Origin of the sequence: Psychrobacter sp. P11G5 (genome assembly GCF_001593305.1) — a bacterium.
Classification (GTDB): domain Bacteria; phylum Pseudomonadota; class Gammaproteobacteria; order Pseudomonadales; family Moraxellaceae; genus Psychrobacter.
The window spans coordinates 1693626-1708300 of the sequence record NZ_CP012533.1 but is presented as its reverse complement, the minus strand read 5'-3'; the positions used below and the strand labels follow the sequence as shown (position 1 = coordinate 1708300).

Here is a 14675-nt window from a genome sequence, read left to right as displayed (position 1 = left end):
GTGGCGCAAAGCGCTTGAGTCCATGATCAGGTCAAACGCCTTGCCCAAAGTACCCGATGCTCGCAACTGTGAACGTCGAACTGAACAACTTCGCGCCTTTTACAGCAGGGCTTGGGCTATCATGGCAGAACCCAAGAAGGTACCAGTAAAGGTCAGCAAGGCAACTACTGCAATTTTGAATCCGGATTTTTTAAACAGATTCACCTCCATTTGTGAGATTGCAAACCCTGCATAAGCAAGTACAGGAGTAATGAGTTGTAATACCCCTAACTTCTCTGTTTCTACTAAGACATACTCGCTCATTGGAAACTGTGGCAAAGATATCAAAATAGCCACGATTGATATCCAAGCAATAGCGGGGATATTTACAGGAATAACTTCCTTTAATAGGACTCCAACGATACAACAAGCGAACAGAATTAACATGGCAGGTAGAGCCGCGATTGGATTGATGCCTTGTCCTACCCAATTACTTAGTAATAGAACGATACAGATAACCGCTAACAGAGATAAAGACTGCCATACTGATAAAATAGATTGCTCTGGTATCTTTGCACCAAAATCTGTTTGTGCAGCACTAACATCATTGTTTTTCTTAAATTTGTTAATAACTTTATATAAGAACTCTGTGAATGGTAGGGCAACAAACAAACTGACGAATAGCCCTGTGGCGTAAGTTAGTAGATTAGAGGTCGCTGCAAACGCAGTAATAGTTTCCGCTTGAGCAGGTACAGTTTCTGCGAGCGCTGCCGAACAGGCACCCATCATACTACCACTACCAATACCACAAGCCATTGCCAACGCACGAATATCCATGATATCCATAGAAGCAATAATACCCGCCATTAATGAGAAGTAAATTGCGCCAAACAAGGTACCCATTACATAGACACCCATTACACCAATACCTTCGGCGCTCTGAAGTCCATACTTGTCAGCAATTAGCGCAATATTAGGTTCACGAGCAATTGAGTGAGTGGCACCAATAGCCTCCCTCCCCATTCCAAATACCAATACCGCAACGGGTAAGGCGATAAGAGCAGTCATTACATTGCCCAATTCTTGTAGTAAAAGGGCGGGACCTGCGGCTATTATTTCTTCTACTTTAGGACCGACCCCAACACCAAACTTTGCAATAAAAGGCATGATACTTAAGAGAACAGCATAGCTTGCAAATTTTGCTCGGTCTTTGGAGATTACGGCTTTCATTGAGGGTATAACGTTAGGGTTCAACAATATTGTAAATATGAATGCGTATAGTAAAGGCAGTAAGACTAGTGTACCAATACCAATTGGAATCTTAATGATCCCTATCCATTCTGCAAGTAGCGATGTAATAATCACTAGTAAATGCAGCTTCCAATCAAATAAGTGCTTCGTCATTGTACTTGAGAGCACACTGGTATTATTCATAGCAATTCCTTTTGCATTTTATAATTCCTACATTTCTTTATTATTTGGTTTATGCAGCATTTTTTGGTAATTCAGACTCAACTAAAGATACCCATACTTTAATACCCGTCTCAATAGCATCATCATTAAAATCATACGATGCATTATGTAATGGTTTAGAAGGGGTACTACCATCAACACCTAACCAGAAATAAGCGCCTTTAACCACTTGACTCATAAAAGAGAAGTCTTCAGAGGCCATTGAAGGTTCTACATCGGTATTTACACTATCAGCTCCGAGCACTTTAGTAGCAGCCTCTTTGATTTCAAGATAAGCTTGAGTGTCATTAGTGGTTACTGGATAGCGAATATGGTAATCCATCTCGCCTGTGACACCATATAGAGGCGGTAGTGTTTTAACCATTTCTGTAAGCATATCCTGCATAGACTGGCGTACGTCCATATCAAAGCTACGAACGGTTCCTTTTAGAATGGCGTAATCAGGGATGACGTTGGTAGTATCACCACTATTCATCTGCGTTACGCTAATAACGCCTGACTTGAGGGGAGATATTCGACGAGAGACAATAGATTGAATATTAGTGATCAATGCCGCTCCTGCTGCTATAGGATCAGCCCCTAAATGTGGCATGGCTGCATGAGTGCCTTTACCAGTCAAAGTAATCTCAAAGGTATCAAAAGACGCCATCATAGGTCCATCATTAACGGCAACTTGTCCTACAGGAAGCCCTGGCCAGTTATGTAATCCGTAGACGGCGTCCATAGGAAACTTATCAAACAACCCATCGTCAATCATTGCCTTGGCACCGCCTAAGACCTCTTCAGCAGGTTGAAATATAAAATAAATCGTTCCACTAAAATCTTTGTGTTTGCTAAGATGCTTTGCCGTACCAAGCAGAACTGAAGTGTGACCATCATGACCACAGGCGTGCATGCAGTTTTCATGAGTGGATTTATAATCAATGTCGTTTTGCTCTTTTATTGGTAAAGCATCGATATCTGCTCGTATGCCGATAGTAGGGCCTGAGCCGTTTTTTAGAGTACCGACAACACCAGTACCACCCAAACCTTGATGGACGTCAATACCAAAGGACTTTAACTTGTCGACAATAAATGATGACGTCTTGAACTCTTTAAAACCGAGCTCTGGTTGACTATGGATCTGCTTACGCCACTGCTTTACTTCACTTAGTAGAGTTTCGTTAATTAACATTTATTTTCTCCTTTGATGTAGATGGGTAATACGGTGATGTAGTACATCTTGAATAATCTATTTAAAAAAGCCTAATTCGCGACCTTAAAATGCTATTAATCAAAAGTACTATTGTATCGAATAACCAAATTGAATAGCCGAATCTTTTGCTGTTTCGATCCATACACTTTTAGTCTGTGTATATTCGAGTAAACCTTCGTAGCCACTAGATCGGCCATAGCCGCTCTCACCAAAGCCACCAAACGGCGACATTACATTGATTGCTTTATAGCTATTTACCCAGAACGTTCCTGCATTTACTTGAGCGGCCATCCGATGAGCACGACCTACATCAGCAGTCCAAACAGCGCCCGCTAAACCAAAACGACTGTCGTTTGCTATCGCTACCGCTTCTTCTTCTTCATCGAATGAAATAACAGAAACCACAGGTCCAAAAATTTCTTCCTGTGCTACTCGCATATCATTCTTCACGTTGGCCAAAACGGTTGGCTGATAAAAATAACCATTTTCACCTCCACGAATTTCACCTGGCTTTCCGCCTGCGGCAACAACAGCACCTGCAGCAATACCATCAGTAACTAACGAACGCACGTGATTAAACTGTTTCTGGTTATTAATCGGCCCCACCATCGTGCCTTCATCCCATGGCAAACCCACGGGCAACTTACTGGCTGCCGAGGCAACACGTTCCACGACTTCTTTATAGACATCCCGATGAACCAATAACCGAGCACCCGATACACAGCTCTGTCCAGCGGCAGAAAACACGGCAGCTTGCGCACCCACTACCGCACGATCAAGATCAGCATCTGGAAAAATGATATTGGCTGACTTTCCACCCAGCTCCAATACGCAAGGGATTACACGTTGCGCAGATGCCGAAGCAATGAGAGCACCGGTCTGTGGCGAACCTACAAAAACCACTTTTTTAGTTGCCGGATTAGCAATTGCGGCAGTGCCTGTAGTGTGCCCCAGCCCATTAATTACATTCACCAAACCACGTGGAATACCGGTTTGCTCAAGAATTTTAGCGAGTACTGTTGAGCTTAGTGGGGTTAATTCAGATGGCTTCAGTAAGACTGCATTTCCTGCACAGATGGCCGGCGCGATCTGCCAGCCTCCCGTAAATACAGGTGCGTTCCAGGGTGTGATTTGAGTCACCACACCATAAGGCTCATGACGAGTGTAGTTTAAGTGACTTGTTGGTACGGGAATAACTTGTCCCATAATTTTGTCACACCAACCAGCATAGTATTCAAACATATCTGCAACTTTTGCTACCTCAACTCGGCAATCGCGAATAGGCTTACCTGCAGATATACATTCTAGACGTGCCAGAGATTCCGCGGCTTTGCGGATTTTCATGCCGCACTTCCACATTAACTGACCTCTAGCACTGGCGGTCATTGACCACCACACTTTTTGAGCTTTTACAGCCGCATCGGCTGCTGCAGAAACAATACATTCCCCCGCATCACGATAGATTAAAAATACCTGACCGGTTGCTGGGTTAATCAGCTCGATATCGTCACCATTACCTGCAACCAATTCTCCATCAATCAAGCTGCCAAACTTTGAAGTACCCAGCAGTTCATTAAGCAGTATTTCAACTTGTTGCTCACCATTTCCTTCTACTTCAAAACTCATAATTTATTCTCCCAAGCCAGCATTTTTGATAATGCAATTAAAATCATCCTGATCAGGTATGTTTTCTTCGCTCTGCGACCAAATTTCGGCTACCTGTTTAGCCAAAGGTAACTCTAATCCCATCTCACCGATCATATTTTCTGCCAGACGCACATCTTTACGCATCAGCTGCATAGTGAAACCGGAGTCAAAACCTTTATTAAGAATCCAACGAGGGAAATTAACTTCACTGATCGCACTACGGCCTGAACCAGCATTCAAACCGGCAATAAGGTCTTCAGGATCAAGTCCTGCCTTGGTACCCAAAGCTACTGCTTCGGCAGTGGTTACTAAATGTGCAGCACATAGTAGATTGTTGATCAGTTTAGCTGCATGTCCATTGCCAGACTTTCCCATGTAGACCACTTTTGAGCTCAAGGCATCCAGATACACCTGTGCACGTTCAAGGGAACTACGTTCACCTCCAACAACCATTACCATAGTACCAGCTTCAGCACCCGCCGGACCGCCACTGACAGGACAGTCTAATAACTGATGGCCTAACTGATCCAGCTCTATCGAGAGTGCCCGCGTCACCTCTGGTTCTGAGGTAGAAGTATCAATAATCAGAGTTTTAGGCTGAGCAGAGTCAATAATGCCATCTTTGCCTTTAACAACTGCTTGTACATGCTTTGCCATTGGCAAAGATAGAATGATGACACTAGATTCAGCACACAGAGTTTTAATATCTGCAACAACATTTACGCCGATTTCCCTGGCAGCTTGGCTTTGTGCTTCCCCAATGTCCGTGCCGAACACTTTAAAACCTTTGCGAAGCAAAGACTGAGCCATACCGTTACCCATACGGCCTAACCCGACGATACCTATAGTTTTTGTAGTCATGCCTACCTCCTTGTTTTGGTGCTTTCTATCACTTTTATTATGACTAATAAGCTATTAAGAAGAAGCATAACAAACAAACTTTTGTGTTCTAAAAAAGGCAACACCAACGTAAGCAACGAGATGGATTTCTCATCACCTCATCTTATTGTTTATGAAAATTGGTTAGACGTTGCTAAAATAGTTCCAATGAGCTTACTGTAACTGATTGATAACTTGGCTTTAATAACGCCGTCCTTACGGTCTTGGTGGGCGGAGTTTTTGCGTACATGAGATTGCCTGAATGAATACTGAGACCGAGTGCAAGGTCCAAAGAGTTCTCAGCTCGGTTGCTCTAGTTAGCCAGTTAACCGGCGATGACAAACCTTGAGTAGTGTGTTGGTAAGGTCGCTATCAGTCAAGCTCTCAGTATCAAACAACTCATTCAATCGCACGACTATTTTCGATAGTCAGTCCTCTTTTTTGTTTTTAGCCTTACAAACACTGCCATTGCCAGATTTTAGCGAATCCACACTATCTTCTTGCAACTTCAGATCTCGTTGATGTAGCTTAGACAAGCAGTAGTGACTCATAACGATATCACTGAGACCAACCTCATCATCTAGCCCAAGTCTTAGCTCCTATGGCGATCATGTGGCTAAAGAAAACTGTTTCTATTTACTAACTCGCAATTTTGTAGATGCTAATGACCTCGTTAACAAGTAGTTTTGAATATTAATACAATAAACAAATGTATGCAGAAATTAAATCTTAATACCAATAAGAAAGGTTGCTAAAACTATACTATACATAGCGTTAGCAACCTTTTTCTAGTTGAGCATTTTACTCAGGTGATGTTTTCAAAATTGGGGTTTGATCTGTCCTGAACGACGATTAATTGACCCTTCAAGCGGTAAAGGAATATTTAATTGAATGTGCGCAGCATATTTAGAACTAGAAGCTAGTGTTACGGTAATCATTTTGGTCAGCGTGTAAAACTCAATTTTTACTCATAAAGAACAAGTGTCTTGACAACATAATCCTTACTTCTCAGGTAGCAATATTATGGTTTTTCTAGGCTTGGTTATATATATATAAAACTCTCTAAGCATTTTCTGGTATGTCTTAGCGGGTTCTTACTGTTTTTAGAAATACTCAGATGACTTAATTGATACTGGGGTTGATCTAATGCTTCATACTTTTCACTATTTAAAGCAAGTATTCTTTTCTAGCTATTCATTATAAAAAATAAGCATTCATATTTGAATCACTAAATGCTAAGATATTGATCTAACACTCTTATATGATTGATTAAACTATGAATGTAAGGTTTGATTTTTATACGCCAAGTGAGATTGCCAAGATTTTAGGTGAACGCTTAAAAACGCAGCGGTTGTCATTAAACTTAACTCAAGCAACTTTAGCTGAGAGGTCTGGAATCGGTGTCAGCACCGTAGCTCGTATTGAATCAGGGCAAGGCGGTACACTAGATAATATAATCAGGCTCGCTTTAGCCCTTGGTATGGTCAATAGTTTTGCTGAATTGTTCAATATGGCACCTACCAACATAGAAGATGTTATCGCTAAGCAAAATCCACGCTTGCGTGCCTCAAATAAAAGCTGACATAAGGTAGCCATTTTAATGTATCAACCGATATCAATTGTTAACATTTACTATCAAGGATTTGGAGCCAAACGTCTTATCGGCAAATTAACGATGGACGGACGACGCCCTGCCTTTGGCTATGATGCAGCGTGGCTGGCTGATGGACTGGAGCTGTCACCAATTGAGATGCCATTACGAGCAGCACCTTATTATGGTACTCATGCGTCGAGCCATTACCTATGTGGATTATTGTCAGACAGCTTACCTGATGGTTGGGGAATGTTGCTAATGGATAGGTTCTTTCGAAAAACAATGACTCATGCTACGCCCGTTAATGTCTTAGATTGCCTTGCGTATATTGGTAATTCAGCCATGGGAGCGCTGAGTTTTGAGCCACAACAAGACCTATCAGGCGCCGATATCGACATCACTGATTTCACTTTAGCCAAACTAGCCGCTGCCAATCAAACCATTTTATCCGGACAAGATAGTGACATACTGGCTGAGCTTATCGTCATCGGTGGCTCACCACAAGGCGCAAGACCAAAAGCACTTATCCTATACGATGAAGCAACTGAGTTTATTACTACTGACTTAACAAGCGAACATACATCCGCAATTCCGTGGCTTATTAAGTTCCCTGCTCAGTCGGAGCATAAAACCGTTTGTCTATTAGAATCGCTTTATGCTGATATGGCAAAAAAAGCAGGCCTTAACATGCCAGCGCATCATTATTTTGATATTGATGAAAAATATGCTGCTTTCGGGGTTGAGCGTTTTGACCTCATGGGCAATCAGCGCGTCCATATTCATACACTTGCTGGCTTATTAGATATCGATTTTCGGATTCCATCATTGGATTATTTGCAGTATTTACGCTGTGTGCGTATGCTAACCCAGTCACAAGCTGCTGTAGAAGAGGGTTTTAGGCATGCCGTATTTAATGTCATTTTTAACAATAAAGACGATCATAGTAAGAACTTTTCTTTTATGATGGACGAGACTGGCAGGTGGTCGTTATCGCCCGTTTATGATATCGCCTATAATTCAGGTATGAACGGTTATCATCAAATGGATGTAGCAGGTGAAGCTCGGCATCCTACTGCACTGCACCTACTTAAACTTGCCAAACTTGCTGATATTAAGCAGAATAAAGCAACTGCTATTATTGAGCAGGTAACAGCTGTGGCCAAAGGTTTTCTGAAGATTATTAACAACTACGATATTGAGAAAGAATTATCAAACCAAGTTATGCATGATGTAAAAGCCAATATTGATAGGATGGTAAATGGACAGGTCTAACAAAGTTGTTAAATATGTTGTTAAAATAATTAAGTAAATTTAAAAGACCTATATAAATAAGGAACTACAGGTAAATAGTCGTTGCGTGGTGGGCGCACCATCACATATACCAAAAACCTTTGTATGCCACGCGCTACAAGGGTTTTTTGCTATCTAGTAGCAGCACTACACGGCTGTTAAATGTTCAAGAAAATCGCACTTTCTTGTTAAAACCTCTTCACGCCTTCAAGTCCAAGCCATAATGAAAAGAAAAGACTACCCGTTAGCTAAAGCCACATGAAACGTATTTCATCTTATTTAATAAAGAGTAACTTATAATTTTTCTTACCCTATCACCCTATTCTATCGTCAACAACTTTATCTATAGTCTTGATTGAAAATAATTGATAGCTCATTAGCAGCTTCCCGCATAAGAGGCACGTAGCTTAATAATTCTTCTAAAGTTTTTCTAACTGTCGGACCATGAGTAAACACGGTAGCAAATGCTTGCTGTTCATTGTTTGGAACCATTACAGCGCACGCTACCATACCTGGAATGAATTCTTCATTATCTATTCCAACTTGAGTATCACGTGTTTTTGCAATCGTTTGCATAAGCTGCTTTTTATTCGTTTGAGTATTGGTAGTGAGGGCATGTATCGACATTTTCTCAATAATACGTTCACATTTTTCGTCCGATAGCTGTGTAAGGAGTAATTTGCCACTGGCACTTGCCCAAGCCGGTACATGAGTTCCCACTGGTAAATATATTTGAAGTGGCCAGTCGGACAATACTCGATCCACATAAACCACATCTAGATCTTGCAAGATTGCAATACCTACGGTCTCCCCTATTTGCGCCGAAAGCTGCTGCAATATTGCCAACCTTTCTGTCTTAAAATGACTGTTCTGCCATAAGTCCATGGCCAGCTTATACGTCCGTTTCCCACACATTACTTTCCCTGGTAAATCTAATTGAACAAACCCAAGGCTCTGCAATTGATCTAATAATCGGTACATACTTGGTATAGGCACCTCTAGCGTTTCTGCTAGATCGCTAACACTCATCGGTCTTTGTGAGCTTGCTAAAACTTCTACTATCTGTAAAACGCGCTCAACGCTTGAACCCTTTTTTTTCGTATTACTCATCTCTTACCTTATATCTCTAGCTATGTAGCTGCGAATAAATTTATTCATTATAACGATAATATTTATGTCATTGCGTCTTGTTATTATAAAAACATTCTGATACATTTACATATCGATAAGATTTTTATCGTTATGTAAAATACAAATCAGACATAGTTAATATAGCGTAAGTAGTGCGTACTATAAATTTATTACCTATTTAGCTTCTATTTATAGTTATTAATACAAGGATGAGTAAATATGTCACACAGTATTCTTCTACCAAGAACAATGGAAATTGGCCGTGATGCTTGTCAAAATCTACCAGCAATATTAGATAGCTTAGGTATAAAAAAGCCACTTATCATTACTGACGATATGATGGTCAAACTAGGCTATGTAGATAATGTGCAAGCAATTTTAAAAGATGTGAATATTACTGCTGATGTATTCTCAGATACCGTGCCAGAACCTACTGAAAGCTCTATCGAGGCGGGTGTTTCTCAGGTAAAAGCGAAAGACTATGATGGACTGATTGCCTTAGGAGGCGGTAGCCCTATCGATAGTGCAAAAGCAATTTCGATTCTAGGAAAATTTGGTGGGGTGATTCGCGATTATAAGTTTCCTCGTCAAGTGAATGAAGCAGGCTTACCTATTGTTGCCATACCTACTACGGCAGGCACAGGGTCAGAGGTCACACGCTTTACAATCATTACCGATGAAGCTAATAACGAAAAGCTGTTATGTGTTGGTATGGGGTTTATGCCCGTAGCGGCAATTATTGATTACAGTCTGACTATAAGCGTACCGCCTCGTACGACAGCGGACACAGGTATCGATGCCATGACTCATGCTATTGAAGCGTATATCAGTCCTAAACGTAATGCCTATAGCGATCAGCAAGCATTAGCAGCCTTACGCTTAATCGGGCCAAACATACAAAAAGCTTATCATAATGGCAAAGATGAGACGGCACGTGAGGCAATGATGCTAGGTTCTACCTTAGCAGGTATTGCATTTTGCAACTCCTCAGTAGCCTTGGTGCATGGTATGAGCCGACCGATTGGTGCTTTTTTTCATGTGCCTCATGGTTTATCAAATGCGATGTTGCTACCAACTATTACAGAGTTTGGCATATCGAGCGCGCCCGATCGTTATGCAGATTGCGCCCGTGCATTAGGCATTGCTAAGCATAGTGAAACGGATGATCAAGCTAATGTCAGTTTGGTTGACTACCTAAAAAGCCTAAATAATGAGCTTCAAGTCCCTACATTGGCACAATTTGGTGTTCAAAAGGCTGATTTTGATGAGCTAATAAACACTATGTGTGAACAAGCATTCGCATCAGGTTCGCCTAATAACAATCCTCGAATACCCAGCCTAGAAGAAATGATTCAGCTTTATACCTTGCTATGGAATGACAGTAACGCAGCTGACGGTTCACCTAACTGAGACAGTCGTCATTTAATTTTAACCTACTTATAATTCAAACGTTTAAAGGAAACAATATCATGCAAACTATCGGACATTTTATTAATGGCAATATGGTTAATGATGAGAACGAAACTCAACCTATTTACAATCCCTCTACTGGTGAGGTTAGCAAGCAGGTAGCTTTGGGTGGTGAAAAAACTATCGGTGAGGCAGTGGCTGCTGCTAAAGCTGCTTTTCCAGCGTGGAGCAAAACGCCACCATTAAAACGCGCTCGAGTCATGTTCAAATTCAAAGAGTTGTTAGAGCAAAATGCTGATGAAATATGCAGACTGGTCGGCGAGGAGCATGGAAAAATTATTCATGATGCAGCTGGCGAGCTACAACGTGGCATTGAAAATGTCGAATATGCTTGTGGAGCACCAGAACTGCTAAAAGGTGAACATAGTCGCAATGTTGGTACCGATATAGATTCTTGGAGTGAGTTTCATCCATTAGGAGTAGTCGCTGGTATCACCCCATTTAACTTTCCTGTCATGGTGCCATTGTGGATGTTTCCTATGGCTATTGTTTGTGGTAATACTTTCATCCTAAAACCCTCTGAACGTGACCCCAGTGCCACACTTTTTATTGCAAAGCTTTTGCAAGAAGCAGGATTACCTGATGGTGTCATCAATGTGGTGAACGGTGGTAAAGAAGCAGTCGACGCAATTTTACATCATCCAGATGTCAAAGCTGTTAGCTTCGTAGGCTCCACCCCTATTGCTGAATATATCTATACGACAGCGGCCGCACAAGGTAAACGCTGCCAAGCTTTAGGTGGTGCAAAAAATCATGCGATTGTAATGCCAGATGCTGACTTAGACAATGTAGTCACTTCATTATTAGGCGCAGCTTTTGGCTCATCGGGTGAACGTTGTATGGCTTTATCTGTTGCAGTAGCGGTAGGAGATGATACTGCTGACAAAATGATTGCTGCATTGCAGCCCGCTATACGAGAGCTAAAACTTGGCGTTCACTCAGATAAGAGTAACGACTTTGGCCCTGTCATTACTCAAGCTCATAAATCTAAAATTTTAGATTATATCAAGAGTGCGGCTGATCAAGGTGCAGACTTGGTCATTGATGGCTCTAACGCTGCACCAGAAGGTCATGAAAAAGGATTTTTCGTTGGCCCTACTCTAATTGATCGCGTCACTAAAGAGATGCACAGTTATGAAGCAGAAATTTTTGGTCCTGTCTTACAAGTTATGCGTGTGCAAACCATGAGCGAGGCCGTACAGCTTATAAATGATCATGAATATGGTAATGGCACCTGCATTTATACCCGAGATGGTGAAGCTGCTCGTCATTTTATTGATAATATTCAAGTAGGCATGGTTGGCGTAAATATTCCGTTACCAGTACCCGTAGCATCTCAAAGCTTTGGAGGTTGGAAACGTTCATTATTCGGTGACCTAGCTATGTATGGACCAGATGGCGTACGATTTTTTACTCGACGTAAAACGATTACTCAACGTTGGCCTAGTGCAGTGCTACGAGAAGAAAAGCAGTTTTCTATGCCCACCTAACAATCAAATTTAAATAAGATTAATTGTTAATCCTATGTAAGCAATATCTTCTTTATTATATAGAGCAAGTAATTATTTAAGATATTGCTTATAGGTTTGGCTAACAGTTTTAGATGTGATCACTATTTAAAAGACCTATCACCTAAACTATTGATATATTTGTTATTTTATGACGTTATAGATAGTTTAATGATAATGTAGGAATACAAATCCTTGCTAATATTTTTTTATATTGACTGGTCAGATAATTAAGTATACGATGAAAATATAGGCTATTCTGATACTGATAATTTTAGTAAAAAATAAGCTGTTTTTAAGTAATTATTGAGAGAGGTATATGCATGAAAAAGGACAATCTGCAGATATTAACTAATGAAGCTCACACTGTAGCTATAGTTGGCGCTAATCATCGCTTTGCAACACGTGTACTTTTAGAAAACTTAAGCCAGATGGGATTCAAAGGAAGCGTTTATCTGGTAAATCCAAGATATGAAGATATTGATGGGACAAAATGCTACCCAACTCTTTTAGATATTGGAGAGTCGATTGATGTGGTGATCGGACTTGTCAATCCGAAACTAATGATTCAAGTCGCTAGTAACGCTAGCCAAATAAATGCTAAAGCTCTGGTAATTCCTGGAGGTGGCTATGGGGAAAGCGGCTTAGAGGGGCAAAAAATACAGAAAGCTATTCTTGAACATGCTTCAAGTTCAGGCATGCGAATAGTTGGACCCAATTGTATGGGTTATTTTAACATGCATAATCAGTTCACCCCATACATTGGTACTTTACATAGACCGCTGCGTCCCATAAAAAAAGGACCTGTTTCTATTATCTCTCAAAGCGGTTCAGTCAACGACGCCTTTATTGCCTCTAAACTTGGAATCAGCAAGATTTATTCAACAGGTAATGAAGCAGATGTTCAAATGCATGATTATTTGAGTTTACTAGCGGAAGATACTGACACCTCTGTCATTATTTTATATATAGAAGCGATACGCAATTACAAAGGTTTTTTAGAAGCATTGGACTTATGTGGCGTCAACAAAAAGCCTGTTGTTGCGATTAAAGTTGGCAGAACCGTAAAATCAGCAGCGGCTGCTAATGCACACTCAGGAGCATTAGCTGGAGACTATGTGATTGAGAAACTTGTTCTCGAAGAACATGGTGTGCTTTTTGTGGAAGATATTGATCAAGCAGTAGCAGTAGCGCAATTATTATCATATCCATACCTACCCACTCAAAACACAGTATCTGCAGTAACGGTATCAGGAGGACAAGCAGGAATATTGCTCGATTTAGCTGAAGACTATAGTGTTGATTTTCCTGATTTTTCAGATGCTACCAATCAAAAGCTAAAGAGTGAGTTTACTGAATTAGGTGAAATATCTAATCCTTTAGATATTTGGGATAAGAGTAGTAAAGATTTTTCTGAAGTATCAAATGTTTGTCTATCCACTTTAGTAAACGATACTAATATTGGGATTGTAACCGTAGCAATAGATGCACCAATTGGCCAAGGTGACCATGAATTTGATTTCACCAGTACGCCTGCCAAAGATCTTGCTGCATTAAGAGAAAATTCTGACAAACCATTTTTATATTTTAGCCATATTCAAACAGAGTTTGATCCTAGAGTTCTGTCTATCTTAGAAAAGGCTGGCATTCCTGTCATACAAGGTAGTCGCAACGCACTGGTTGCTTGTCGAGCAATGTTTCAGTACAAAGAGTTTTTAGAAAAAACGAATCATACACCAATATATCCGGTAGAAGAGTCTGCAGCTCTTCAAGAGCTACATCTTCTTCATGATGATGAAGGGCGAGAATTATTAGAAAAAAATGGATTCTTATCTCCAAGAGAGAAAGTAGTGATGTCTCTTCAAGAAGGGATTGAATATGCAAATGAGATTGGGTATCCAATCGTTCTAAAAGCACAAGGATTGGCTCATAAAACCGATGTGGGAGGCGTTGCATTAAATATTAAAAATGACGCGAAATTGAAGAAAGCTTGGGCAAAAATGGAGCACCTTAACTCTCCGTTTTATCTGATTCAAGAGATGGTCACAGATGGTTTTGAAACCATTCTTGCTTACAGAACAGACGTAAACTATGGTCCAGTAGTTATATTTGGCTTAGGAGGTATTTATACCGAACTGTTCAATGAAGTTGTTTTAGCAGTACCACCTATCTCCCATAAGAAAGCTGAGCAAATGGTTCGAAGTATACCTATGCTTTGGAAAAGTGTACAAGGTTTTAGAGGTAGTACACCACTAGATTTAGAAGCACTCACTGGTTCTATTGTACAGATGGGTAAGACTGCGATGGAAAACTATGAGGAAATTGTCGAGTTCGAGATAAACCCTTTATCTGTACGCGTTAAAGGTGTTGTTGCCCTAGATGTACTTGCATCAGCAAAAAATATCAATGTTGAGAATCCATCTGTTAAAAAATATGCTGAGCTAGCGAACTAACTATTTGTACACCGTCTATAGCCTGCTAATTAGTTCGTTTCACTGATAAAAGGTAA

General features: G+C 40.7%; 10 protein-coding genes. 5 read left to right on the top strand and 5 right to left on the bottom strand.

Annotated elements, in window-relative coordinates; translation table 11 throughout:
• Positions 1-99: 99 nt before the first annotated feature.
• The 4 genes from AK825_RS07120 to AK825_RS07105 all read right to left on the bottom strand — a co-directional run bounded on the left by AK825_RS07120 (position 100) and on the right by AK825_RS07105 (position 5203).
• Positions 100-1413, bottom strand: a complete 1314-nt coding sequence (locus tag AK825_RS07120; RefSeq protein WP_068035793.1) for a DUF3100 domain-containing protein — start codon at positions 1411-1413, stop codon at positions 100-102.
• Positions 1414-1462: 49 nt separating this feature from the next.
• Positions 1463-2626, bottom strand: a complete 1164-nt coding sequence (locus AK825_RS07115) for a M20 aminoacylase family protein (protein ID WP_068035792.1) — start codon at positions 2624-2626, stop codon at positions 1463-1465.
• A gap of 108 nt (positions 2627-2734) precedes the next feature.
• Positions 2735-4273, bottom strand: a complete 1539-nt coding sequence (locus AK825_RS07110; RefSeq protein WP_082787196.1) for an aldehyde dehydrogenase family protein — start codon at positions 4271-4273, stop codon at positions 2735-2737.
• Between the two features lie 3 nt (positions 4274-4276).
• Positions 4277-5203 (bottom strand): NAD(P)-dependent oxidoreductase, encoded by a 927-nt coding sequence (locus tag AK825_RS07105; RefSeq protein WP_227514150.1) that lies wholly within the window; start codon positions 5201-5203, stop codon positions 4277-4279.
• Between the two features lie 1246 nt (positions 5204-6449).
• Here AK825_RS07105 and AK825_RS07100 point away from each other — a divergent pair.
• Together AK825_RS07100 and AK825_RS07095 are read left to right on the top strand one after the other, a co-directional pair.
• Entirely contained in the window at positions 6450-6755 is a 306-nt protein-coding gene (locus AK825_RS07100; RefSeq protein ID WP_068035789.1) for a helix-turn-helix transcriptional regulator, read from the top strand.
• A gap of 18 nt (positions 6756-6773) precedes the next feature.
• On the top strand, positions 6774-8039 hold the full coding sequence (locus tag AK825_RS07095) for a type II toxin-antitoxin system HipA family toxin (RefSeq protein ID WP_068035788.1): 1266 nt from the start codon (positions 6774-6776) through the stop codon (positions 8037-8039).
• Between the two features lie 357 nt (positions 8040-8396).
• Here AK825_RS07095 and AK825_RS07090 read toward each other — a convergent pair whose 3' ends face one another.
• Positions 8397-9167 (bottom strand): IclR family transcriptional regulator, encoded by a 771-nt coding sequence (locus AK825_RS07090; RefSeq protein WP_068035787.1) that lies wholly within the window; start codon positions 9165-9167, stop codon positions 8397-8399.
• A 240-nt stretch (positions 9168-9407) separates the two neighbouring features.
• Here AK825_RS07090 and AK825_RS07085 point away from each other — a divergent pair, with 240 nt between their 5' ends.
• The 3 genes from AK825_RS07085 (at position 9408) to AK825_RS07075 (ending at position 14619) form a co-directional block, all read left to right on the top strand.
• Positions 9408-10598 carry an iron-containing alcohol dehydrogenase gene (locus tag AK825_RS07085; RefSeq protein ID WP_068035786.1) on the top strand — a complete coding sequence of 397 codons (1191 nt, stop codon included), beginning with the start codon at positions 9408-9410 and terminating at the stop codon, positions 10596-10598.
• Positions 10599-10657: 59 nt separating this feature from the next.
• A complete protein-coding gene (locus AK825_RS07080; RefSeq protein ID WP_068035785.1) occupies positions 10658-12148 on the top strand; it encodes a CoA-acylating methylmalonate-semialdehyde dehydrogenase in 1491 nt (496 codons plus the stop codon).
• Between the two features lie 341 nt (positions 12149-12489).
• Positions 12490-14619 carry an acetate--CoA ligase family protein gene (locus AK825_RS07075; RefSeq protein WP_068035783.1) on the top strand — a complete coding sequence of 710 codons (2130 nt, stop codon included), beginning with the start codon at positions 12490-12492 and terminating at the stop codon, positions 14617-14619.
• Positions 14620-14675 lie beyond the last annotated feature (56 nt).